At 69.4% G+C, this 24,030-nt stretch carries 20 protein-coding genes and 1 pseudogene; 15 read left to right on the forward strand and 6 right to left on the reverse strand.

Annotated elements, in window-relative coordinates:
• Positions 1 to 2: 2 nt before the first annotated feature.
• A complete protein-coding gene (locus ACIBI9_RS48065; RefSeq protein ID WP_397233314.1) occupies positions 3 to 413 on the reverse strand; it encodes a DUF2795 domain-containing protein in 411 nt (136 codons plus the stop codon).
• A gap of 76 nt (positions 414 to 489) precedes the next feature.
• Between ACIBI9_RS48065 and ACIBI9_RS48070 the strand changes: the two genes are divergently transcribed.
• The 9 genes from ACIBI9_RS48070 (at position 490) to ACIBI9_RS48110 (ending at position 13,208) form a co-directional block, all read left to right on the forward strand.
• Positions 490 to 1,569, forward strand: coding sequence for a GNAT family N-acetyltransferase (locus ACIBI9_RS48070; RefSeq protein WP_397233316.1), 1,080 nt, complete (start codon positions 490 to 492; stop codon positions 1,567 to 1,569).
• Positions 1,570 to 1,649: 80 nt separating this feature from the next.
• The gene (locus ACIBI9_RS48075; protein WP_397233318.1) at positions 1,650 to 2,825 is read left to right on the forward strand and encodes a precorrin-6Y C5,15-methyltransferase (decarboxylating) subunit CbiT; all 1,176 of its coding nucleotides are present in this window, start codon (positions 1,650 to 1,652) and stop codon (positions 2,823 to 2,825) included.
• A gap of 70 nt (positions 2,826 to 2,895) precedes the next feature.
• Entirely contained in the window at positions 2,896 to 3,741 is an 846-nt protein-coding gene (locus ACIBI9_RS48080) for a sirohydrochlorin chelatase (RefSeq protein WP_397233320.1), read from the forward strand.
• Positions 3,742 to 3,754: 13 nt separating this feature from the next.
• On the forward strand, positions 3,755 to 4,825 hold the full coding sequence (cobT, locus tag ACIBI9_RS48085) for a nicotinate-nucleotide--dimethylbenzimidazole phosphoribosyltransferase (RefSeq protein ID WP_397233322.1): 1,071 nt from the start codon (positions 3,755 to 3,757) through the stop codon (positions 4,823 to 4,825).
• Between the two features lie 25 nt (positions 4,826 to 4,850).
• Positions 4,851 to 5,864, forward strand: a complete 1,014-nt coding sequence (speB, locus tag ACIBI9_RS48090; protein ID WP_397233324.1) for an agmatinase — start codon at positions 4,851 to 4,853, stop codon at positions 5,862 to 5,864.
• An 82-nt stretch (positions 5,865 to 5,946) separates the two neighbouring features.
• Positions 5,947 to 7,179, forward strand: a complete 1,233-nt coding sequence (cobA, locus tag ACIBI9_RS48095) for a uroporphyrinogen-III C-methyltransferase (protein WP_397233326.1) — start codon at positions 5,947 to 5,949, stop codon at positions 7,177 to 7,179.
• Between the two features lie 62 nt (positions 7,180 to 7,241).
• Entirely contained in the window at positions 7,242 to 9,785 is a 2,544-nt protein-coding gene (locus tag ACIBI9_RS48100; protein WP_397233328.1) for a dynamin family protein, read from the forward strand.
• Complete coding sequence (locus ACIBI9_RS48105) at positions 9,782 to 11,404, forward strand: GTP-binding protein (protein ID WP_397233330.1); 1,623 nt, start codon at positions 9,782 to 9,784, stop codon at positions 11,402 to 11,404. Before ACIBI9_RS48100 ends, ACIBI9_RS48105 begins: the two co-directional genes overlap by 4 nt.
• A 1,018-nt stretch (positions 11,405 to 12,422) precedes the next feature.
• On the forward strand, positions 12,423 to 13,208 hold the full coding sequence (locus ACIBI9_RS48110) for a single-stranded DNA-binding protein (RefSeq protein WP_397233332.1): 786 nt from the start codon (positions 12,423 to 12,425) through the stop codon (positions 13,206 to 13,208).
• A gap of 752 nt (positions 13,209 to 13,960) precedes the next feature.
• On the opposite strand, the gene ACIBI9_RS48115 is transcribed toward ACIBI9_RS48110, so the two are convergent.
• Positions 13,961 to 14,065, reverse strand: coding sequence for an SWIM zinc finger family protein (locus ACIBI9_RS48115; protein WP_397233334.1), 105 nt, complete (start codon positions 14,063 to 14,065; stop codon positions 13,961 to 13,963).
• Positions 14,066 to 14,217: 152 nt separating this feature from the next.
• Here ACIBI9_RS48115 and ACIBI9_RS48120 point away from each other — a divergent pair, with 152 nt between their 5' ends.
• Positions 14,218 to 15,426 carry a GGDEF domain-containing protein gene (locus ACIBI9_RS48120; RefSeq protein WP_397233336.1) on the forward strand — a complete coding sequence of 403 codons (1,209 nt, stop codon included), beginning with the start codon at positions 14,218 to 14,220 and terminating at the stop codon, positions 15,424 to 15,426.
• Between the two features lie 483 nt (positions 15,427 to 15,909).
• Positions 15,910 to 17,574, forward strand: coding sequence for an energy-dependent translational throttle protein EttA (gene ettA, locus ACIBI9_RS48125; RefSeq protein WP_397233338.1), 1,665 nt, complete (start codon positions 15,910 to 15,912; stop codon positions 17,572 to 17,574).
• Positions 17,575 to 17,795: 221 nt separating this feature from the next.
• Here the strand turns inward: ettA and ACIBI9_RS48130 are convergent, their stop codons facing one another.
• From ACIBI9_RS48130 to ACIBI9_RS48140, 3 genes are read right to left on the reverse strand one after another with little or no spacing between them, the layout of a single operon-like run.
• On the reverse strand, positions 17,796 to 18,206 hold the full coding sequence (locus tag ACIBI9_RS48130; protein WP_397233340.1) for a hypothetical protein: 411 nt from the start codon (positions 18,204 to 18,206) through the stop codon (positions 17,796 to 17,798).
• 3 nt (positions 18,207 to 18,209) lie between these two features.
• Complete coding sequence (locus tag ACIBI9_RS48135) at positions 18,210 to 19,157, reverse strand: ribonucleotide-diphosphate reductase subunit beta (protein WP_397233342.1); 948 nt, start codon at positions 19,155 to 19,157, stop codon at positions 18,210 to 18,212.
• On the reverse strand, positions 19,154 to 20,470 hold the full coding sequence (locus tag ACIBI9_RS48140; RefSeq protein WP_397233344.1) for an MFS transporter: 1,317 nt from the start codon (positions 20,468 to 20,470) through the stop codon (positions 19,154 to 19,156). Before ACIBI9_RS48140 ends, ACIBI9_RS48135 begins: the two co-directional genes overlap by 4 nt.
• A 162-nt stretch (positions 20,471 to 20,632) precedes the next feature.
• Between ACIBI9_RS48140 and ACIBI9_RS48145 the strand changes: the two genes are divergently transcribed.
• The 3 genes from ACIBI9_RS48145 (at position 20,633) to ACIBI9_RS48155 (ending at position 23,044) form a co-directional block, all read left to right on the forward strand.
• On the forward strand, positions 20,633 to 21,145 hold the full coding sequence (locus ACIBI9_RS48145) for a VOC family protein (RefSeq protein ID WP_397233345.1): 513 nt from the start codon (positions 20,633 to 20,635) through the stop codon (positions 21,143 to 21,145).
• An 873-nt stretch (positions 21,146 to 22,018) separates the two neighbouring features.
• Positions 22,019 to 22,270 (forward strand): SCO4226 family nickel-binding protein, encoded by a 252-nt coding sequence (locus ACIBI9_RS48150; RefSeq protein ID WP_397233346.1) that lies wholly within the window; start codon positions 22,019 to 22,021, stop codon positions 22,268 to 22,270.
• 162 nt (positions 22,271 to 22,432) lie between these two features.
• Positions 22,433 to 23,044: a TetR/AcrR family transcriptional regulator gene (locus tag ACIBI9_RS48155; RefSeq protein ID WP_397233348.1), complete on the forward strand. Its 612-nt coding sequence runs from the start codon at positions 22,433 to 22,435 to the stop codon at positions 23,042 to 23,044.
• 359 nt (positions 23,045 to 23,403) lie between these two features.
• Here the strand turns inward: ACIBI9_RS48155 and ACIBI9_RS48160 are convergent.
• Positions 23,404 to 23,544 (reverse strand): annotated as a pseudogene (locus ACIBI9_RS48160) (SDR family NAD(P)-dependent oxidoreductase); the annotation flags it as partial.
• On the opposite strand from ACIBI9_RS48160, the gene ACIBI9_RS48165 reads away from it, so the two are divergent.
• Positions 23,543 to 23,890, forward strand: coding sequence for a hypothetical protein (locus ACIBI9_RS48165; RefSeq protein WP_397233473.1), 348 nt, complete (start codon positions 23,543 to 23,545; stop codon positions 23,888 to 23,890). The pseudogene ACIBI9_RS48160 and the gene ACIBI9_RS48165 sit on opposite strands and share 2 nt — an antisense overlap.
• Positions 23,891 to 24,030 lie beyond the last annotated feature (140 nt).

Consider the following 24,030-nt stretch of genomic DNA (forward strand, 5'->3'; position numbering starts at 1 on the left):
GTTCACCACCTCCGCTTCTCCACGCCGAGACCGAGTGCCTTGGCCACGTCGGCCACGTTCCGGTACTGGCGATCCGGGAGGGATCGCACCATGTCCATCACCCGGTCCGGCGCGCCCGCGCTGTCGGCGTGCCGCACCAGATCGTCGTGGCCCGCGGGCCAATGTGCGTCGCTCAACCATTTCGCGAGGTCGCTGCGGATATCGACGCCCTGCGGCGTGATGCCGGACGGAGTGCCGGGCTCGTGGCCCGGCGGGTACGACTTCGACGACTCCTCGCCGGGCGCCGGCATGGCCTCGGGCTCCTTCCACTCCTCGGCGTGCGTCGTTCCACCGCCGCGTACCATGCCCTCGGTCTCGTGCTTCTGCTGGTCGTCCAGCCGAGGACCGTGCTTGTCGCTCCCACGTTGCTCCATAGTCACCTCACTCCTCTCAATTGCGCCCCTACCCCCGCTTTCGTGGGCAAACATCGCGAGTGTGTACCCTGCCGACGTGTTCGACGCTGACGTGAGCATCGCCACGGAACGGCTGACACTGCGGCCGTTCAGCCTCAAGGACTCCGCCAGGATCCGCTCCATCGTGCGGTCCGGCGTCCGGTTCCTTCCGCCCGGCGCCCCCGAGAAGACCTCCGGCATCCCCCGGTGGCTGTCGATCGGGGTGCACGAGCTGCGCCGCTCGGGGCAGGGCCTGCATCTGGCCATGGTCGACGCCGAGGGCGTCATCGTGGGCGCGATCAGCCTGTTCAAGACCTCGTGGACCGCGGGGACGACCGAGGTCGGTTATGGGGTCCACCCCCTCTACCGGGGCCGCGGCTTCGCCACCGAGGCCGTGCGCGGCCTGGTGAGCTGGGCGTTCGAGACCGTCGGGCTGCGCCGGGTCGACCTGACCGCCAAGCTGGACAATCTGGCCTCGCTCCGCGTGGCGCTGAAAGCCGGCTTCACCTGGGAGGGTCTGCTGCGCGACGCGGTGCTGGACGAGGACGGACCGCACGACCTGGTCATCTTCGGCCTGCTGGCCTACGACCGCCGCCGGCCGGCCGACGCCCTGCCCAGGACGGAGCTGCGTACCCAGCGGCTGCTGCTGCGGCAGCCGTCCGCCGAGGACGCGCCCGACCTGGCGGCAACCGTCGCCGACCCGGTCACCCAGGCAATGACGGGCTATCCGCGCGACTACTCGCAGGAGCACGCGCGGGCGTCCGTCGGCACGGCCGAACGGATCCGGATGAGGGGCGGGGGCATCACCTGGACGGTCGTGGAGCGGGAGACCGGGCGGTTCGCCGTGAACGTGGACCTGAGGGACGTCGACTGGGCCCACAGGTCGGCCGAGATCGGCTACATGACCGCGCCGTGGGCCCGCGGCAACGGGTACGCGGGCGAGGCCGTGGTGGCGATCGCGCGCTGGCTGTTCGAGCGGCAGGACTTCAGAAGGCTGCAATTGCGCGCCCTCGCCACGAACACGGCCTCCCAGCGGGTGGCGGAGAAGGCGGGTTTCGTCCGCGAGGGCGTCGCCAGGTCCTCGCTGGGCGGCCAGGACGTGATCGTCTACAGCCTCATCCCGTCCGACCTGGCCTGAGGGCACACCGGACTGACCTTCGTACCCTTTGTGAAACCCGATCGCAGCCGTCACCCTTGAGGTGAGGACGGTGAGGCGTGATGATCACGGTGGTCGGGTGGGACGGGCACGAGTTCTCGGCCAAGGCGGTGGACAAGCTCCGCGAGGCGAGGCTCGTCGTGGGCCCGGACGCCGTTCTCGGGCAGCTCAGGCTCTCCGCGCCGACCGCGGCCGACGGCGCGCTGCTCGAAGTTCTGGACGATCACCTCGAACACGGAGAAGGTCCTGCGGTCGTGGTCGCCGAGGGCGATCCCGGATTCTTCGGCGTCGTCCGCACGTTGCGGGCACATGGCCTCAAACCGGAGGTGGTGCCGGCGACCTCGCTGATCACCCGCGCCTTCGCGTGTGCCGGGCTCAACTGGGAGGACGCGCTGGTCGTGGCCCCATCCGGCCCGAGCCAGATCGACCGGGTCGTGAACGCCTGCCGGGCCCATCCCAAGGTGGCGCTGCTGGTCGCGCCCGGCGTCGGCCCCGGGGAGATCGCCAGGGAGCTGGCGCCGACCACGCCCCGCGCGCTGATCGTCTGCGAGGACCTCGGCGGGCCTGACGAGCGGGTCACGCACAGCCGCATGGGGGAGGCCACGACCAGGCCGTGGAAGGACCCCGACGTGGTCCTCGTCGTCGACCCGCTGCACCAGCCCAAGGAGCAGGGCTGGGTGGCGGGCGCGCAGCCGGGACCGGCCGAGTGGGCGCTGCCGTTCGAGGGGGCGCTGCCGCCGGAGGTGCGGGCGTTCATCCTGGCCAAGCTGGGACCGCGGCTCGGCGACCTGGTCTGGGACGTGGGCGCGGGCGAGGGCGAGATCGCCGTCGAGTGCGCGCGGATGGGCGCCGCCGTCGTGGCCGTGGAGCGCGAGGAGGAGTCCTGCGCCCGGCTGCGCGTCAACGTGCTCAAGCACGGCGTCAAAGTGGCTCTGACCAGGGGCCAGGCGCCGCCGGCGCTGGAGCCGCTGCCCGACCCCGACGCCGTCTACGTGGGCGGCGGCGGCCCCGACGTGGTGGTGGCCTGCGCCGCCCGGGGCCCGCGGGCGCTGGTGTGCTCGCTCAGGAAGGTCGAGCAGGTCACGGCCGTCCTCGAACGGCTGCGCGAGCACGGCTACCGCGGCGAGGGCACCCAGATCCTGGCCTCGAGACTGACGCTCGACCCCGACGGTTCACACCGTCTGACCGCCTCCGACCCCGTGTTCGTCGTGCATGCGACGCCCGCGCACACAGCGTGACCTGTTCCCTACCGGGGCGCATCGGTTATCCTCGCGTGTCTTTGTCTAACGCACCGGAGATTCCCTCACAATGAAGCCGCCGCTCCTGCTGATCGGGCAGGGCTCACAGGATGATGCCTACGCCGCGGAGTTCGGCAGGTTCGTACATCGGCTGCGTTGCCGGCTGGACCAGACGGGCGCCGACGTGTCCGGCGGCTACCTGGAACGTGCCTCGCCGCGGCTGAGCGACTCCGTCGCCTCCCTGGTCGCCAAGGGGCACCACCGGCTCGTGGCGCTGCCGATGAGCCTCAGCAGGATGAGCGAGGAGTTCCCGGCCGCGATGGAGCTGGAGCAGAAGCGGCATCCGATGCTCATGTACGACTACGGTCGCCCCCTCGGCCCCGACCCGCGCGTTCTCGGCCTGCTCGCCGAGCGGCTGAACGAGGCCGCCACCGAGATCTCCAAGCCGCGCGCCCTTGAGCTCGTGGGCGCCAGGCCGCGGCTCCGCGCGGTCGACTCCCTGCCCGTCGAGGACCATCCCGTGCACATCGAGCCAGGTGAGACGGCGGTCGTGCTGGTCGGCGAGGGCTCGACGGACGCGACCGCCAACGCCGAGATCCACCGGGTCTCCCGGCTGTTCTGGGAGACGCACGCCTACGACTTCATGACCGTTGAGACCGCGTTCGTGTCGGTCACCCCGCCCGGGGTGCCCGGCGGGCTCGAGCGCTGCCGCCGTCTCGGGGCCAAGCGCGTGATCGTGGTGCCGTACCTGCTGTTCGCGGGCGGCCTGCTGGAGCGCGTGTGGGCCCAGGCGCTGGCGTACGGCGCGGGACACCCCGATCTCGACATCCGATGCGCCGAGGTGATCGGCGACTGTGAGACCCTGGCCGACGTCGTGATCGACCGATATGAGGAAGCGCTCCAACTCGTCCCGTAAGTGGAGGTTTGCCGTGCTCGCTGAGACGCTCGCCGCGATCCGTCCCGCGGATCCTCGAGCCATCGCCGAGGCCCGCGCGTACCAGGACCGCCTCACCAAACCTCGCGGCTCGCTCGGCGCGCTCGAGGAGATCGCGGTACGCCTGGCGGGCGCCGCCGGCGTCACCCCGCCGCCCATGCCCGAGCCCGCGGCGCTGGCCATCTTCGCCGCCGACCACGGCGTGCACGCGCGTGGCGTCACCCCGTGGCCGCAGGAGGTCACGGTGCAGATGGTGGCCAACTTCCTGGCCGGCGGCGCGGTCGCCAACGCCTTCGCCGCCCAGGCCGGCGTGTCCGTGACGGTCGTGGACGTGGGCGTCGCCGCCGACCTGCCCGACGCGCCCAACCTGGTCAACCGCAAGATCGCGTACGGCACCGACGATCTGTCCGAGGGCCCCGCGATGAGCGTCGACCAGGCGGTCAGGGCGCTGGAGGCGGGGATCGGCGTGGCCCGCGACCTGGTGGCGTCGGGGGCCCGCTGCCTGATCACCGGCGACATGGGCATCGCGAACACCACAGCCTCCGCCGCCCTGATCGCCGTCTTCGCCGGCCGTGACCCGGCCGAGGTGACCGGCAGGGGCACCGGGATCGACGACGAGACGTTCGACCGCAAGGTGGGCATCGTCCGCGAGGCCCTGCGCACGAATGGCCTGTCGGGGGCCCTGACCACGCCCAGCGACGCGCTGCGCGCCCTGGCCGCGGTCGGCGGGTTCGAGCACGCGGCCATCGCGGGCTTCATCCTGGGCGGCGCCGCCGCCCGCGTGCCGGTGATCCTCGACGGCGTGATCGCCGGCGCCGCCGCCCTCGTGGCCGCCGCACTCGACCCGGCCGCGATCGACCACTGCATCGCCGGCCACCGCTCGGCCGAGCCCGGCCACGCCGCCGCGCTCACCCACCTCGGGCTGCGCCCGCTGGTGGACCTGGAGCTGAGGCTGGGGGAGGGCACGGGCGGGCTGCTGGCGCATCCGGTGGTCTGCGCGGCCGTACGGGTGATGCACGACGTCGCGACGTTCGATTCGGCGGGAGTGACCGAAAAGACCATGTGATGATGGAGGGCACTGGAGGTGAGCGGTGTCCCGTTACGGCCCCATGTACGGTCCTGACATCACGTTCCTGGGCATAGACCGTTGCGACGTCAACGATCCGTCCTCCTATGAGGGTGCCGACGTGGTGATCGTCGGCGCCCCCTTCGACGGAGGCACCAGCAACCGCCCCGGCGCCAGGTTCGGCCCGATGGCGCTGCGCCAGGCCTGCTACCTGCCGCACGACGGCTCCAGGCCCAGCCTGGCGCTGCGCGTGGACGCCCTGCGCGACCTGCGGGTGCTGGACGCCGGTGACGTCGAGTGCTACTCGGGCGACGTCGAGGGCTCGCTGGCCGCGATCGAGGACGCGGTGCACCGCGTGGCCGCCTCCGGGGCCGTCCCGCTGGTGCTCGGGGGCGACCACACGGTGGCGCTGCCCGACGCCCGCGGCACCGCGAGGGCGTACGCGCCCGGCCGTACCTCGATGATCCACTTCGACGCGCACGCCGACACCGGGAACATCGCGTTCGGCCACCTCTACGGGCACGGCCAGCCGATGCGACGGCTCATCGAGTCGGGGGCGATCCGGGGCGACAGGTTCCTGCAGATCGGGCTGCGCGGCTACTGGCCCGAGCCGGAGACGCTGGGCTGGATGGCCGCTCAAAACATGCGTTCGTACGAAATGACGGAGATCGTGTCCCGTGGGCTGGAAGAGTGCCTGACGGAGTCGTTCACGATCGCGCTCGACGAGTGCGACCAGATCTTCCTGTCCGTCGACATCGACGTCTGCGACCCCGGCCACGCTCCCGGCACCGGCACGCCCGAACCTGGGGGACTGACCGCCAGGCAGCTGCTCGATGCGGTTCGCCGCATCTGTTATGAACTGCCCGTGGCCGGAATGGAGGTGGTCGAGGTGGCGCCGCCGTACGATCACGCGGACATCACCGCCTACCTGGGAAACCGGGTTATCCTTGAAGCGCTTTCAGCGATGGCCAGACGCCGGAAGGATGCTCAGGGCGGGCCTCGCTGGGACCCGCGGCAGCCCCTTCTCGACGGTCGTTGACCCGTGCGCAGCAAATGACGGTTCCGGAGCCGGTAGGTTTACGTCCTAACACAGAACCTTCGCGAACGGGAGATTCCCCCCCATGGGCCCCTACCTCCTCGGCCTGCGGCTTTCCGGCCGCCGGGTCCTCGTCGTGGGCGGCGGGCGCGTCGCGCAGCGGCGGGTTCCCGCGCTGCTAGAGGCCGGTGCGGAGGTCACGGTCGTGTCGCCGAGTGTGACGCCGGCGCTCGACGACCTGATCGCCGCCGGCAGGGTCACCTGGCACGAACGGCCCTACGAGGTCGGCGACTGCGACGGTGCCTGGCTCGTACAGGCCTGCACCGACGACAGGTCCGCCAACACGGCGATCGCCGCCGAGGCCGAGGCCAAACGCGTGTGGTGCGTGCGGGCCGACGACAAGGAGGCCTCGGCCGCCTGGACGCCCGCCACCGGGCGCGTCGACGAGATCAACGTGGCCGTCACCGCGGGCGGTGACCCGCGCAGGGCCGCCGGCATCAGAGACGCGGTCGTGGAGGCGCTGCGCGACGGCACGGTCGACGCCCGGCGCAACCGCACCAAACCGGTCGGCGTGGCGCTCGTGGGCGGCGGCCCAGGCGATCCCGGCCTCATCACCGTGCGGGGGCGCCAGCTCCTCGCGCAGGCCGACGTGGTGGTCGCCGACCGGCTCGCGCCCCGGGCCCTGCTCGACGAGCTGGCCCCCGACGTCGAGCTGATCGACGCCGCCAAGGTCCCCTACGGCCGCTCGCTCTCCCAGGAGACCATCAACGAGCTGCTCGTGGACCGCGCCAGACAGGGCAAGTTCGTGGTCCGGCTCAAGGGCGGCGACCCGTTCGTGTTCGGGCGCGGCGGCGAGGAGATGATCGCCTGCGCCCGGTCCGGCATTCCCGTGCTGGTGGTCCCCGGCATCACGAGCGCCGTGGCGGTGCCCGCCGCGGCCGGGGTGCCGGTGACGCATCGGGGCGTCAGCCAGGAGTTCCACGTGATCTCCGTGCACGTCGCGCCCGACGACCCCAAGTCCACCGTCGACTGGCCCGCCCTGGCCCGTTCCCAGGGCACGCTGGTGCTGCTGATGGCCGTCGAGCGGCTCGCGAAGGTGGCAGAAGCGCTCATCCGAGACGGACGTCCCCCGGAGACTCCCGCAATGGTGGTACAGGACGGTACCCTTCCGACCCAGCGGGCGGTTACCGCTTCCCTTTCCACCGTGGCCGACCGCGTGTCCGCGGCTGGGATACGGCCGCCGGCGATCGTCATCGTCGGCGACGTCGTGAGGGTCGGCCAGGAGGTCGAGATGGTTCGAGCGGAGCGCTTGCCGTGAACACGGCCATGGATGACGGGCGGCAGGAGTCACCGGGAGAGCAGACGTTGAGCTTTCTCCCCGTGAGTGACGAGGACCTGGCAGAGGTCCAGGGCGACGACGCCTTCGACGCCTTCGGCACGAAGAAGGCGCGGAAGAAGCCCGCGCCTCCCCCCGAGCCACCGGCTCCGGGGGAGCGGGAGGCTGCCGCGGAGCCACCGGCGCCTGTTTCGGAGGAGCCCGACGAGGCGGATCCGGCGGATGACGACGTGTCTGAGGAGGCCGGCGATCCCGTGGAGGCTGAGCGGCCCTCCCTCTTCGTGAAGCCCGCCGCGCTGGGCGGCCCAGGGGCCGGCAAGACGCGGCCCGTGCGTCCGTCCGGAGGTGAGCGGCCGTCCTTCCCGACGGAGGACTCGTCCGACGAGGATCCCGAGCCGGAGCCTGAGCCGCGCGCCGAGGAGCCGTCGTCGCTGGACGGGCCGCCGTCACTCGACCAGCAGCTTCAGGACGACGTGGCGACCGAGGACGACGAGCTTCAGGGCGCGGAGCCGGCCGACGAGCAGCCCCAGGACGCCGAGCCGGAGCGACCTCAGGACGCCGAGCCGGAGCGATCTCAGGACGCCGAGCCGGGCGAGGAGCGGCCTCAGGGCTCGGAGCAGGCCGATGGGCAGCCCGAGGACACCGAGCCGGGCGAGGAACAGCCTCAAGGCGCGCAGCCGGCCGACGAGCAGTCGCAGGCCGAGCCGACGATTGACGACCCTTCTCCGGCCGACGGGGCGGATGACGACGAGCAACCGCAGCCCGAGCCGGCGGATGGCGACGAGCCGGAAGCCGAGCGGCAGCCCCGCGACGGCGAGGACTCGCATGATCGCGAAGAGCCCCAGGACAGCGCGAAGCCGCAGGACGGCGCGGAGCCCCGTGATGGCGCGGAGCCGCAGGGGAGCCAGGAACCGGCAAAGGGCGAGAAGCCGGGCCGCGGGGAGGAACTGCCCGCCGAAGCCGCCGAGGCGCTCATGGCGGCGCTCGGCGCGCTCCGGGAGAGCGTCGCGGACCTGCGCTTCGGCCTGGACCTGCCCGGCGCGGACGAGGCCAGGCAGACGCAGGCGGAGCTGCTGGCCCAGCTGGAGGGCTACGTGCTCCCCCGGGTCAAGACCAGCGCCGCCCCAGCCCTGATCGTGGTCGCCGGCTCCACCGGCGCGGGCAAGTCCACCCTGGTCAACACGCTGGCCGAGAAGAACGTCTCGCGCACCGGCGTACGCCGCCCGACCACCGGCACCCCCGTGCTGGTCTGCCACCCGGACGACCGGAAGTGGTTCGCGGAGGGAGAGCTGCTCGCCAGCCTCCAGCGGCTCGACAAGCCCGCCCCGGAAGCCGGGGTGCGGAGCATGGTCGTCGTCGCGACGGAGAAGCTGCCGCAGGGCGTCGCGCTGCTCGACACCCCCGACATCGACTCGGTCGTCGAGGAGCACCACGAGGTCGCCCACCGCATGCTCGACGCCGCCGACCTGTGGATCTTCGTGACCACGGCGGCCCGCTACGCCGACGCCCCCGCCTGGAACCTGCTGAAGCTGGCCAAGGAGCGCGGCGCCCGGCTCGCGATCGTGCTGTCGCGGGTGCAGCCCAGGTCGGCCGAGGTGGTTCTGAAGCACTTCGTACGGATGCTCACCGAATACGGCCTGGGCGAGATCGACAGGTTCGTCATCAACGAGGCCAAGGTCACCGACGGCAGGCTGCCCGACAGCGAGGTCACCGACCTGCGGCTCTGGCTGGCCGAGCTGTCGGTCGACGAGGAGCGCAGGGCCCAGGCCGTGCGCGAGACGCTCAACGGCGTGCTCAACAGCTTCCGCACCCGCGTACCCGCGCTGGCCAGGCACCTGGAGGGGCAGGTCGCGTTCAGGACGGAGCTGCGCAGCGACGTGGAGGCGGCCTTCCGCGGCGCGCTCAGCGAGGTCGACAAGGCGTCGAAGAACGGTTCGCTGCTGCACGGCGAGGTGCTGGCCCGGTGGCAGGACTTCGCCGGCTCCGGCGATCTCATGCGCTCGCTCCAGGTGCGCAAACGCGGCCGGTCGGCCAAGCACGCGCCGGAGCGGGTGCTGGCGTTCAAGGCGGCGATCCGGGCCGGGCTCGAGTCGGTGATCGTCGCCGCCGCCAACCGCGCCACCGAGGAGGTGGTCGCGCGCTGGCGGCACCGTTCCGAGCTGGGCGCCAAGCTCGGTGAGGGCCTCGACAGGCCCTCCGACAATCTCGTACGTCACGCCGGTCGCGCCATCGCGTCATGGCAGGAGCACCTGAGTGAGCTCGTACGCACCGACGGCGTGGCCAAGCGGTCTGTGTCGAAGCTCGTGTCGTTCGATCCCGACGCGCTCTCGTTGATCTTCACGGTCGCGATGTTCAGCGGGACCAACGGTGAAGGGGTGCCGCACCGGCTGGTCAACGCCCTGCTCGGCGCGGAGTCGCTGCGTGGCATCGGGGCCAAGGCGCTCAGCGATTTGCGGGCCAGGATCGGCATGCTGTTCGACGAGGAATCCATGCGTTACGTGCAAGCCCTCGACACCGCGGGCATTCCGGACGAGTCCGTGGCGACCCGTCTCTACCAGGCGACGTACAACCTCGAGGTCGCCCGATGACCACCATGACGACCAGGCCCGGACTGGCTCCGCGGTTGACCGCGCTCACCAAGGTGGTGGAGCACGGCCCCGGGCGGCTGGACAAGAAGCTGCTCAACGAGGCCAACACGCTGCTGACGCAGGCCGGGGACCGGCTCAAGCTGTCCTCCGAGCACACCGTCGTCGCGCTGGCCGGCGGCACGGGCAGCGGCAAGTCGTCGCTGTTCAACGCCATCTCGGGGCTGGAGCTGTCGCCCACCGGCGTCCGCCGGCCGACCACCGCCCGTACGCACGCCTGCGTGTGGGGGCTGGAGGGCGCGGGCCCGCTGCTCGACTGGCTGCAGATCCAGTGGCGGCACCGCTTCTCCCGGGCCAGCGCGCTCGACAAGGGCGACAGCCAGCTCCACGGGCTGATCCTGCTCGACCTGCCCGACCACGACTCGATCAGGGCCCTCACCGACACCGAGGCCGACCGGCTCATCGGCCTGGCCGACCTGGTGGTGTGGGTGCTCGACCCGCAGAAGTACGCCGACGCGTCCACGCACCGCCGCTACGTGACGGAGCTGGCGGGGCATGAGGCGGTGACCGTGTTCGCGCTCAACCAGGCCGACAGGCTCACCAAGGAAGAGCTGGCCGAGCTGGTCATCGACCTCAACGACCTGCTGCGCCGCGAGGGCGTCGAGCATCCCAGCGTCGTACCCACCTCCGCGGTCACGGGCCGCGGCATCGAGAGCCTCAGGAGCGTCATCGCGACCGCGGTGGCCCGCCGGCGCGCCGCCATCCAGAAGCTGGAAGCCGACCTGCACCGGCTGGAGCAGCGCCTCAGCAAGGCCATGCCGCTGGGCGAGGCCCTGTCGGCGCCGTCCTCGGTCGACGAGGCCCGCCGGATGGGGCTCACGGACGCGCTGTGCGACGCGGTGGGCGTACCGGCCGTGGGCGAGGCCATGGAGAACGTCTACGCCGAGCGGTCGAGCCACTGGGTGGGCTGGCCGTACCCGCGGTGGTTCTCGAAGTTCCGCTCGGACCCGCTCAAGAGCCTGCGCCTTCAGGACCTTGGGGAGGAGATCCGCGGCATCACGACTGGCTCGGTGAGCGCGCAGTCGGCCGAGGTCGCCAACGCCGTACAGGCACTCGCCGACGGGCTGTCGGGGGGGATGCACCCGGTGTGGCGCACCGCGGTCCACCAGGCCGCCCGCTCCCGCTCCAGCCAGCTCCCGCAGGCCCTCACCGAGGACCTCACGGAGGTCGCACCGCAGCTCGACCGCGTACCCGGATGGTGGCGCGCGCTCAAGATATGGCAGTACGTCCTGGTGGTGGCCTTCGTCGCCGGCCTGGCCTGGCTGGCCGCGGGCCTCCTGATGCCGGGACAGCTTCCTCCGGCCTTGGAACTGCTGGGCGACAGCGCGACACTGCCGTGGGTGGGGCTGATGATGGCGTCCGTACTGGGCTTGGGAGCGCTGTCCGGCATCGCCTCCCGCAACTTCGTTGAACTGGGGGCTTCGCGGGAGCGCGAGCGCCTGGAACGGGAGATGCGCCGCCGCGTGGCCGCCGTGTCGACCACGATGGTCGTGGAGCCGGTCGAACGCGAACTGACCCGCCACCACGCCTTCTACACAGCCCTACGCGACCTGTCCCCCTGACCCTCCCACCGACCCACGCGGGCCCGGACCCGTACCCGACCTGCCACCACGCCTTCTGCACGGCCCTTCGCGACCTGTCCCCCTGACCCTCCCGTCGACCTACGCGGGCTCGACCCGTACCCGACCTGCCACCACGCCTTCTGCACGGCCCTGCGCGACCTATTCCCTCTGCCCCCTCCCACCGGCCCACCCAGGCCCCGACCTGCTTCCTTCCGTGCCCCCTACCAGCCCATGCCCGCCCGCCGCATGATGTGAGTGGATTCCCGCGAGCCACGGCCCTGCCCTTGGCGCTCGCGTGCTGCGGCCGGACGTGCCTGCGCCCTACGATCATTTGCGCCCGCAAGCCACGGCCCGATGCGCCCGCAAGCCACGGCCCATGCCCACAAGAGCGGTGGATCTGGCGGCCGGGTCGCGAGACGACACGAGCCAAAGGCAGCCGGAACCTCGCATACCGGGATCGCTGCTCTGATGTGCCTGGCACCCAGTGCCTGAACCTCGCCAGCGGCCCTTACAGCCTTCGCGTGAGCTTTATGGCCTTTGCGTGCGCTTCACGGCCTTCGCGTGGGCCTTCGGTCTTCGCGCGGGCCGGAAGCCTCCCGTCTTCAGCCACGCCACCTGCCCCGCACCCCTCACACCCGTACAGCCGTACACCCGTACAGCCGTACACCACGCACCGCCAGGGCCATAACCCTGCGCCCGCGCAGACGCCCGCAGCGACAGCGCAGAGTAGCCCCTCGCGTGCCCCGCACTTTGCGCTGGCAGCCCCAAGCAGCCCTCGCGGCTGGCTTCTCCACCGCAAGCAGCTCTCGCCCCCCGGCGGATCTCCACCTACAGCCTCCCTCGCGGAACGCGCCTTTCCCGGACAGGGGCTTCACCACCGACAGCCCCCTCATCCACAGGCTCACCAAGACGGTCCCGCCCATCCACAGAACCGCGTTCCAGAGCTCGGGACCAAGCCTTCCCTCGGCACCCTGATCCCAGATCGCGGGCAGCCTGCCCGCCGCATGGGAGGCATGGGATGAACGACATCTACATCACGCTCACCGGCAACGTCGCAGCAGAGCCGAGGCAGTACAGCTTTGATGACGGCAGCAGGGTCACCTCGCTGAAGGTGTTCTCCTCACACCGCTACTTCGACAAGAAGGCGGGGCAATGGATGGACGGCGACAGGGTGTGCTTTACAGTCCGCTGCTGGCGCACCTTGGGCGACAACGTCGCCTCCTCCGTCCGGGCAGGACACCCTGTGGTGGTCTCCGGCAAGCTGCGCATCCGCGAGTTCGGCCCGGAGGGTGATCGCCGCTTCGTCCCCGAGATAGAGGCCAACGCGGTCGGGCACGACCTGCGCTGGGGCACCGGCGCCTTCACCAAGCCGGACCGTGCCGGAATCACCTCGATGAGCAAGGAGATGCGCGACCGCCTGGACGAGGAGACCCGCGACTGGGCCATGGGCACCCGCAGCCTCCGAAGCCTCCCCCGCTCCGCCTCCACCCCCGAACCCAACCCCTTCCACACCCTGAGCACCGACCAAGACTCAGGCTTGGACGACGCCGCACACACCCTGACATCCGAGGCCGACACCCTGCTCTCAGGAGAAGCCGGCAGCACCGCAGTCTCCTCAGAAGGTGAGGACAACACCATGCGCTCCGCAGAGGAGGAGAACAGCAAGAGGCACACCCTGAGCACGGGAGACCACACGGTCCGCTTCCTTGGCCCCGAGACCGACGAGACAACGAGCAAGGCGGGCGTCGGCGAGGAAGACGACGATGCCGAAGAGCCCTTGCTGGAGGAACGAGCAGCGGCGTAAGAGCACGCGAAGGGGCACCGATCGGCCAACCGGTGCCCCTCACCCCAAAGACCGGGCGCCAACGCACGTCCGGATGCCAAGCGGTAGGCCCGCAAAACGCAGCACCAGCGACATCGAGCCCATGCGCAGGAGGGGAAGAAACCCCTTGAACGGACGGCATCGAGGGACCAGCCCAGAGGCGACAGAAGAGGAGGCTTTTCGAAGGGTTGGCGCAACTCGAAAAACTGAAGACGAGCAACTCCCGGAGAGTGAGCCACACAGCAGCAACCACAGACGGTGAGGTCTTCGTGAGCGCAGCCGCGGCAAGGGAAACCCCGGCGGGTGGGGTTGTGGCGGCAGAAGCCGTAGAGGGGAACCCTTCCCGCGTGAGCTGCGACGGGCGGAAAGGGGACGTCCTCGTGGGTGGAACTGCTGCGACAGAGGCGATCTCGCGTGAGCGGAGCCGCGGTGGCAAGCGACAGAAAGAAAACCCTCGCGAGTGAGCTGTCACGGCAGCAGGCAGAGGAGGACGGGTTCCCGGCACTAGCCATGGCCGCGACCGGAGAAAGCAGGACGGGGTTCTCAGGGCGAGAGTCGTAACGCGGAAGGGCGATGGAGAGGCGGACGAGCGAAGAGGAAGCAGGTGAAGGCGGTGGTGGAGGGGAAGGAGGGGGGAGGGGGCACCGGCCGTGGCTCCCGTTGACTGGCACCCCCGAGGGCGGCCGATGGTGTGTTGTCCGCGGCAGATGGCTAGAGCATCTGTCAGGTCCAGGTCACGCCCTGCACCATGGCTGCTCCTTTCGGCACGGCTGTCCCAACACGACCCACTCGCGGCATGAGCAGGTGTGTGTAGTCATTGCCAACGTATCCGTTCCCATCGCACATCGCACACTCCGCAATTATTGTGTTACACATCGTTAGTCAGGGAGGAGATGAGATGGCGGCGACCAGTCACGCCTCGATCGGGTCTCGCGACGGTGTGTCAACATTGGCCGGCCGCTGGCCGTTGCTCGGGCAACGTCGCCCGCTCGTGATCTATTTGTGTGCGATCGTCGCTCTCGACTTTGCCGCGATCATGGTGTTCGCGGTGACCACCGTCTTCCAATGGTGGGACCTGGCCACGTTCGGTGCCCTCATGGCTTGCGGTGCGGTCTGCATCGAGGCCAGTAGGCGGCTGGGCATGCCCGCCGGCGTCTCGCGAGACCTGCTGTCGGCCTGGTGGCTGCCGGTTGCGCTGCTGCTGCCGCCGCTTTACGCCATTTTCGCGCCGATCGTCCTGCAGATTCTGCTTCAGGTACGCGTCCGGGCGACCGTCCTCTACCGGCGGGTGTTCAGCGCGGCCGCCATCGGTCTGGCCGGGTGCGCGGCGTCCGTCGCGTTCCACTGGGTGATCGAGGACCCGTGGGTGCTGTCGCTCGGGAGCGGCCCGCCGATCCTTTGCGCGGTCGGGGCGGCTGTGCTGTTCTCCCTGCTCAACATCGCCCTCATCGCCATAGCCGCCCACACCGCAGACCCCGACATGCCGTGGCGGGAGGTCCTGTGGGACAGGGAGAGCGTGCTGCTGGACATCGTCGAGCTCTGCCTGGGCGTGACGGTTTCGATCTGCTGCGGACTCAACCTGGCCCTGCTGATCCTGACGCTCCCGCCGGTGGTGCTGTTGCAGCGCAGCCTCCTCCATGCCCAGCTCCAAGCCGCAGCTCGTACGGACGCCAAGACAGGTTTGCTGAACGCCGCGGCCTGGCAGCGCGAGGCCGACACCGAAATCGTCAGGGCCCGCCGTACAGGGGAAACGCTGGCCCTCCTGATCATCGACATCGATCACTTCAAGCGCGTCAACGACGCCTACGGACACCTGGTAGGCGATCAGGTGCTGGTGGGGGTGGCGTCCACGTTGCGCAGTCAGCTGCGGGACTACGACGTTGTGGGTCGGTTCGGGGGCGAGGAGTTCGTCGTCCTCCTGCCTGGCGCTGACATCCACGAGGCCCGCCAGGTGGCCGAACGCCTCCGTACCCGAATCGGCCACATGGCCATCCCCGTCGACGACGCCCTCGTCAGGGTGACCATTTCGGCGGGGGTCGCGTTGATGAGCGTGCACGGAGACGACCTGATCGACCTGCTGGCGGCCGCCGACCTGGCGCTTTACCGGGCGAAGGAGCTAGGCCGGGACCGTGTCTGCATTCCTGTCGTCCAATCACCACCTCCTCCACGCTCCCTCCCCAGCGACGATCACACCTCCTGACCTCCTGAGCGCCGCCGGCCCTGGTTAGGGATGCCGGTTTTGCGTGCGATAGTGCCCAGAGCTCGATGCACTGTCCGTCGCCGATGGCCGTGTCTGGCGAGCGCGGTGTCCACTGGACGATCCGCCTGGGCGACCAGGCGGGTTGGCCGCGTGAATGCGTTGTTGTTCGAGCGCCGACTGTCGCCGTCGTCCCGTGTTGAGGAGCTGTTCGCGGTCGAGCCTGGTGTTCAAACAGTGTCCGCGCCCGCTAGCCCGTGCCCAGGGCGGCGTTCTGGGTGCCCGAGGGGGTGTTGTGCGCGTGCCTCAGGTGTAGTTGTGGGCGGGGCAGGGCGCGGTATCCGCAGGGGTTCTCGGCCTTGGTGCTGTCTTTGTGTGTACGTCGGGGTGGGGTCTTGCGGTGGATGTGTGGGTGCTGCCTGGTCTTTCGGGCCTTACCGGGAGGAGCGGCGGAAGCCTGGGTGGAGAGCCCCTAAGCTAGAGGGCATGCCGGAGTACATCTATACGCTGCAGCGCGTGCGCAAGGCGCACGGCGACAAGGTTGTCCTTGACGACGTCACGCTGTCGTTCCTGCCCGGAGCCAAGATCGGTGTTCTCGGCCCGAACGGCACCGGAAAGTCGACGCTGCTCCGGATGATGGCCGGCCTGGAGCAGCCGTCCAACGGAGAGGCCAGGCTGATGCCGGGCTTCACGGTCGGCATGCTCCAGCAGGAGCCGCCGCTCAACGAGGAGAAGACCGTCCTCGGCAATGTGCAGGAGGGCGTCGCCGAGACGATGGCGATGCTCCAGCGCTACAACGAGATCGCCGAGCAGATGGCCACCGACTACAGCGACGAGTTGCTGGAGGAGATGGGCAAGCTTCAGGACCAGCTCGAGCACCGCAACGCGTGGGACCTCGACAGTCAGCTCGAGCAGGCCATGGACGCGCTGCGCTGCCCGCCGCCCGACGCCGAGGTGACGAAGCTGTCCGGTGGTGAGCGTCGCCGGGTAGCGCTGTGCAAGCTGCTCCTCGAGGCCCCCGACCTGCTGCTGCTCGACGAGCCCACCAACCACCTCGACGCCGAGAGTGTGCAGTGGCTGGAGCAGCACCTGGAGAAGTACGCCGGCACGGTGCTGGCCGTCACCCACGACCGCTACTTCCTCGACAACGTGGCGGGCTGGATCCTGGAGCTCGACCGCGGCCGGGCGTACGCGTACGAGGGCAACTACTCCACCTACCTGGAGGCCAAGGCGCAGCGCCTCAAGGTCGAGGGGCAGAAGGACGTCAAGCGGAAGAAGCGCCTGGAGGACGAGCTCGAGTGGGTTCGGTCCAACCCGAAGGCCCGCCAGACCAAGAGCAAGGCCCGACTCCAGCGGTACGAGGAGATGGCGGCTGAGGCGGACAAGTTCCGCAAGCTCGACTTCGACGAGATCCAGATCCCGCCGGGCCCGCGCCTGGGCACCACGGTGATCAAGTCCGACGAGCTGGCGAAGGGCTTCGGCGATCGGCTGCTGATGGAGGGGCTGACGTTCGACCTGCCGCGTAACGGCATCGTCGGCATCATCGGCCCCAACGGCGTCGGCAAGACCACGCTGTTCCGCATGATCACCGGTAGCGAGACGCCTGATACCGGTTCGATCATCGTCGGTGAGACGGTCAAGATCTCGTACGCGGACCAGAGCCGCGGCGGCATCGACCCGAACAAGAACGTCTGGGAGGTCGTCTCCGACGGGCTCGACCACATCAAGGTCGGCAACGTGGAGATGCCGTCCAGGGCGTACATCGCGGCGTTCGGGTTCAAGGGGCCCGACCAGCAGAAGAAGGCGGGGGTGCTGTCGGGAGGCGAGCGCAACCGGCTCAACCTGGCGCTCACCCTCAAGCAGGGCGGCAACGTGCTGCTGCTCGACGAGCCCACCAACGACCTCGACACGGAGACGCTGTCGTCGCTGGAGAACGCGCTGCTCGACTTCCCGGGCTGCGCGGTGATCACCTCGCACGACCGGTGGTTCCTCGACCGCATCGCCACCCACATCCTGGCGTGGGAAGAAGGTTCGAACTGGTTCTGGTTCGAGGGCAACTTCGCCGACTACGAGAAGAACAAGATCGAGCGACTGGGCGCCGACGCGGCCCGTCCGCACCGCGTCACGTACCGGAAGCTCCACCGCGACTGATCTGATCCGCACGCGCTCCGCCGTTCCGGAGGGAACTTCCACCGTGTACGGCGGGGCGCAGGTGACGTCGCCTGCCGCACAAAGCCGGTCGCCGTTCGGGTGGTGTACGGGGGCCGGGACCGTCGGGTGGTCGGGTGGCATACGGGTGCCCGGCCCGGTGGTGGACGGGTGCCTGGCGACGTGACGGACGCCGGGCGGCGCGGGTCGGTCGCAGCGTTCGTTCAGAGCTCGACGGGGACGTGGGACAGGGCGGCGAGAGACTCCACGAAGAAGTAGATGACCCGGAAGAACGCCAGCACGTCCCCGCGTTCCAAGCGTAACCCCCGATACATCACCACCCGTCCGGGATCGGCTCTCTCCCGCAGCTCCCGCCACGTCGACTCCCCGGCCGCCAGCACATAGTCGGCGTCCGCAGGGTCGGAGGTGATCGCCGCTTCGGCGCACTTGCCGTCTTTCCAGGTCAGGACCAGGTACGCCCCTGTCTCGCGGACGCCCAGCGCCCACGTGGCGGTGTAGCCGACGCGGGCACGGTCGATCCAGCTCCAGTACGCCGGCAGCTTGCCCTCCTGGGGAGGTCCCGTGTCCACGGCGGCGCGGACGGCTTCGGCCCATTCCGGGGTGAAGAAGCGCATGCGTCAGCCTCCGGCGAGCTCTGGTTCGATGCGGGCGACCATGTCCTGGATGTCCGGAGGGAGTGCGATGCCCACGTCCACCAGCTTCATGTGGAGTTGGCGGATCATGAGGCGCCTGACCTCCTCCGGCGACCAGCCCAGAGACTCGAGGGCGAGCCTGCGGCTGGTGGCGCCGTTGATCGCGAGGATCGTACGGAGCGTCTCGTGGATCTGGAGCAGCAGCCGCGGATCCTCCTGCACCGAGTCGCGCAGGAACCGCATCCCGAACTGCACGTGCCTGGCCTCGTCCCGGCACGTGGCCGTGAAGCCGGTGTAGTAGCCGGGCAGGAACCCCCGCTCCCGGCAGTACGTGAGCGTGATCTTCATGACGGACAGGGCCAGCACGCCCTCGATCCACAGGAAGTACGTCGTGCCGTAGCGCACCCGGGCGGCGGGGTCTTCGGGGTCTTTCCGCAGTTCGTCGGCCTGGTAGGCGAGCAGACCGAACGGCCCTACGAACGTCTCCGACACGTGTTCGAACGACGCGTCCAGCACATCCTGCACCGAGTCGCCCGGCATGCCGACCACTTCGCGGTAGAAACGATCGAAGAACACCGTGTGCCGGGCCTCGTCCTCGATCTGGCTGGACATGTAGATCTTTGACTCCTCGGAGCCGCCCAGCATGAACACCGGCAGCTCCACCTCCACCTGCCGCTCCCCATGGTGGAACCCGGCGGAGATCCCGACGAACGCGTCCCGTTCCTCCTGTGACATGCGTTCGCGCCAGTCGACGATGTCCTGGGAGAAGTCCAGCTCGTAGACGTCCCAGCGCTGGCGCAGGTAACGCTTGTACAGCTCGGTGTAGTCGGGCAGCCGCTTGAGGTCGCGGTGCACGTACGCGAGCACGTCGTCGATGTCGAGGTGACGGATCCCACGCAGGTCGGAGTCGGCGACGTCGGACAGCTCGCTCATCCTTCGGCCTCCCCGAGGGCGACTGTGACAGGCGTACGGGCGGGGCGGCGCCACGGCCCGTTGAACATGACGATCGCAGGGATGAACAGGACAAGACAGCCCAGCGCCACGAACAGCCACGTCTGCCAGTCCGTTGCCGCGACGACTCGCGGGATGGCCAGCAATCCGACCACCGCGATGGCCTTGGTCAGGAACCCGAACAGCCCCCACGCCGTGCCCTGCAGCCGCGGGTCGACGTCCTCGGCGTCCTCCGAATAGTTGGCCATCCAGGGTGCGAACGCCACACCGAGCGAGCCGCCGAGCAGCGCGCCGACCACCATGAGCGTGCCGGTCGAGACGCCTTCCTGGCCCAGGGAGACGGCGAGGTAGGCGGTGACGAGGACGGCCGCGATGGTTCCGCCGAGGGAGAACGGCTTGCGCAGCTGGGTCCGGTCGGACAGGCGCCCTGTTACGATCAGCGTGAGCAGATTGAGACTCCAGAACGCCGCCATGATCGTCGAAGCCTGAGCACTGCTGATACCGAGCGCATCGACCAGCATCGTCTGCCCGAAGAGCGACAGCGTGATGTAGAGCACCAGCCACAGCGAGATGCCGATGACGTGCGCCCAGATGTTCCGCCTGGCGAAGAGCGAGCGCACGCGCGCCGGCCGTCCGAGATCCACGACCTGAGCCGCCGCCTGCTCGGTGTGCTGGATCCGGGCCCGCAGCTCGGGAGACAGGTCCGCGATGTTGAGTGCGATGACCGCCGAAATGACGAGCGAGAAGCACCCCATGATGACGAACTGCGAGCGCCACGAATCGTTGAAGATCGGCAGAGTCCAGCCTGCGATGGCCGCGGCCAGGAAGTTCGCGCCGACGGGTCCCCACGTCCAGAAGCCGAACGCCTGAGCCCGCCCTAGGCGCGGTGAGAAGTCCCTGATCAGCGGTGCGGTGCTGGCCATGGCCACACCGTCTACGAATGCCAGCACGATCCTGGCGATCAGCAGGTCGCGCGGGTTGTGCACGAGTGTCATGGCGAAACAGCACACGGCCGTCAGGCCCATGAGCGGGATGAGCAGGCGCACCCGGCCGAGCCGGTCGGTGAGCCTGCCGCCCAGGATGGAGGCGATCGCCCCGGCCACCGCCGCGGCGCCTGACACGGCGCCGTACGTGGCCAGCGACATCTGAAGATCTTTGAGGAGGAGAGGTACGACGGGTGCGATCTGCCCTTCGTAGGAGCCGATGAGGATGGCCAGCACGGCCATCGTGAGGATCTTCATGCGGCGGGCGCCGGTCGGGTACTCGTCGAGCTCGCGGACGTAGGACAGCCTCATGGCTTGCCTTTCTGTGGGCTGGACCCCCGTCAAGCGTTCTAGAAGATTGCTCTAGAATTCGTTTCTGTGATGTTGCCCCTCACTGTGCCTGTCGTCAAGGGTGAGATGTTCATCCCTGACTAGAATCAAATTCTAGGATCGCCTGGAGTAAGGAGTCGTGTCTTGGATCTTGAACTCGACGGCCTCGAAGTCTCCTTCGACCACACGGCCGTGGCCGCTCCCCGGATCAGGGACCTGTTGCCGATCTACCGCGACCTGCTCGGCGGCCGGCACCTGGGCGGCGGCGGCGACAACCGGATCGCCGGTTACCGCACGTTACAGCTCACTTATGCGAACGGCGGCAAGGTCGAGCTCATGGAGCCGTTGGCCGGATCGACGTTCTTCGACAGCTTCTTCGAGCTCACCAGGGGGCGGGGTGGCGTCCACCACCTGAACTTCCACGTCGACGACCTGGCGGCCGCCGTGACCCTCTTGACCGCCCGCGGCTACCGCCTGCACGGCCTCAACCAGGCGGACCCTCGCTGGCGCGAGGTCTTCCTGCACCCTAAGGAGGCTCACGGCGTCCTGATCCAACTGGCCCAGCCTGGTCGACGCGAGCCGGGCGACGTCCGGCCGACGCTTGAGGAGGTGCTGGCCGGCCGGGGGCGGAACGGCAACGGCGTACCCAGCCCTTGACGCCTTGGAATTCCGCGGGGAGCGGGGCGAGGAGAATCCGGTGGGGCTGTGGCAGGTAACGAGAGGGCTTTCCCGCTTCGGTGCGATGCGATCTCGGCTCCTGACGGGCAGGGCGCGGGTAGGAGCGGCGCCGTACGCCTTGACCGTGCCCGTCGTCCTGTGGGGCGCGGGCAGTGGGCAGGTCGCGGGCCTCGCGTCGCTTATCGAGTCCGCTCAAGGAAGGAGGACCTGCTGGCCCTTTGAGGTGGTGCTGAAGCCAACGCTTGGGATGATCGCTGTCGTCCATGGTGGTGGGTGAGGGGGCGTCCATGGTGTTGGGACGCTCGCGCGGTGTTGGGACGCTCGCGATCGTCCGTGGTGGTGGGTGATGGCAGTCATCGGTGGTGGTGGACGATGGCGGTCATCTGTGTGGTGAGGCGGTCATCTGTGTGGTGAGGCGGTCACGATCGTCCATGGTGGTGGGCTGATGTCAGGAGCGATGGCGGTCGTTCAGGGCGGTGGGCGGGTCTGCGTCGGTCAGCGGTCGGCCGTCGTGATGCACCGGCGCGGGTCGACCCTGGGATGGTCGTAATCGTCCATGGCGGCAACCCGGCCGACGCCGAGTGTGACCGCGGGCGGTCATGGGTGACGGGGCTGGTTGCCGGGTGACTGTGGGCGTTCTCGGAGGGGGCTGCTGTCGCGTGCCACCATCGTCGGATGGCGGCAGCGGGAGCCCTGGGCGGATGGCGGCAGCTGGAGCCCTGGACGGATGCGCGGGCTCAGCTACTGACTGCGGGTTTGGTTGGGTGGCGGTGGCACGGGGTGGCACACGATGGAACGCCTTTTCCTCAGAAGGCACACGACGTACCGGATGGTGCAGGAGGAGGGGACGCGATGGCGAAGTTCATGGACGTGCACAGCGGGTTCGTGGGTGTCACGGAGGAGCAGTTGCGTGCGGCACATGAGCGCGACCTGGCGATAGAGGAGTCCGAGGGTGTGCACTTCGAGCGCGCCTGGCTGGACCCCGAGTCGGGCAAGGTGTTCTGCCTGTCGTCGGGGCCGTCCAAGGAGGCGGTGCTGCGCGTACACGAAGAGGCCGGGCATCCCACGACGGAGATCTACGAGTTGGCGGTCGAGGTGGAATAGTCGCACACGGCAGAAGAATGGGCAGCCGCCCGTCGCCCATTCTTACTGTCCCTCAAATGATCTCGCGCTGATCAGGCCATGACCTCGGGCCACCGCCTCCAGGCCTACCGGCTCGCCTGTGGTGGAATTGGATTCTAGAATTAGCTGGTTATACTCTGCTGCGTGGCACGTAAGTCCTCGTGGGAGTGGAGTCGTACGGCTCAGACCCGCAAAACCATGCTGCAGGCGGCTCGCGAGGTCTTCGGCGAGCACGGCTTCGCCGAAGCCAGCGTCTCCGAGGTGGTCGCCCGCGCCGGTTCCAGCGTCGGCAGCCTCTATCACCACTTCGGGGGCAAGACCGAGCTGTTCCTGGCCCTGTACGAGGACCATCAGGCGGCGCACGAGGAGGCGTCGGCCGCCAGCGTGGCCAAGGCCAAGAAGGCGGGCGTCGATGATCCCGTCGAGCTGCTGATCGCCGGGGCTCGTGCTTACCTCGCCGGGGCCTGGGATCGGCGTGATCTGGTGCGGCTCTTCATCGACGGGGACGGGCCGCCGGGATTCGAGCTGATCCGCCGTACGCGGGGGCGGGAGTGGGTACGCCAGAACGCGGTACTGCTGGGGGCTGGAGGCGATCCGCTCGATCGGTTCACCGTGGCCGTGCTGACCAGCATCATCGGAGAGGCGGCCCGGGAGGTCGCCACCTCGGACACGGAGGAGGAGGCGCAGGAAGTCATCGAGGCTGCGATGACCCTGATCCGCCGCCTCGACCCCCTCAAGGTCCTCGAAGAGGGCTGACCGGGGTGTGCCGGGTGGCTCTCCGACCGGACGGGTGCGCTGGGTGGCGGGGATATCGGACACCGGGCCGGCCGGGGACTGAGTGGATCCGGCAGTGGGTAGGTTGGGCGATTGTTACGCTGAGTAATCGAGATCTGCTGGGGTGGGCGGTTGCCTGGAGTGAGGTCGGGGCCGGTTTGGGTTGGTGACGCTGCCTCGCGACCGCATGGCGGTGTGGTCAGGGTGGGAGGATGGTGGTGTGGCGGTGGTCCCGGGTCAACGGTCCCGTCGTACTTGGTCGTCCTGAACGGCACCTCCACCAACGTGCCGCGCAGGTGCACCCTGACCACGTCGTCCCACTCGTCGGCGGTCATGTTGACCAGCATCCGGGCCCGCAGGATGCCCGCGTTGTCGGCCAGCACGTCCAGGCCGCCGAAGCGGTCGATGGCGGCTTGCACCAGCCGCTGCGCGCCGTCGAAGTCGGAGACGTCCTCGCGGTTGACGACTGCCTCGGCGCCCATGGCCTCGAACTCCGCGACCACCTCGGCGGCGGCCGCTGAGGTGTCGGTGTTGTCGGCTTCTGCGGCCGCCTCGGGTGTGGCGGCCTCGGGTGTGGCCGCCTCGGGTGTGGCCGCCTTGGGCGTGGTCGTGGAGGTGTCGGTGTTGTCGGCTTCTGCGGCCGCCTCGGGTGTGGCGGCCTTGGATGCGGCCGCCTTGGGCGTGGTCGTGGAGGTGTCGGTGTTGTCGGCTTCTGCGACCATTTCGGATGTGGCCGCCTTGGGCGCGGTTGCTGAGGTGTCGGTGTTGTCGGCTTCCGCGGCCACCTTGGGTGCGGCCACCGCGGCCGTGGAGGTGCCGGTGCTGTAGACCTTCGCGCCTGGGTCGTTGACCGGCGCCTTGGCTCCTTGCCTGGTGAAATCGCGCGCGTGCCCGCGCCCGATCCTCCTGCCCGCCCCCGTGACGATCACCACGTGGCCTTCGACCAGCCCGCTCATGGCGTACCTCCG

It is taken from the genome of Nonomuraea sp. NPDC050451 (assembly GCF_044458585.1).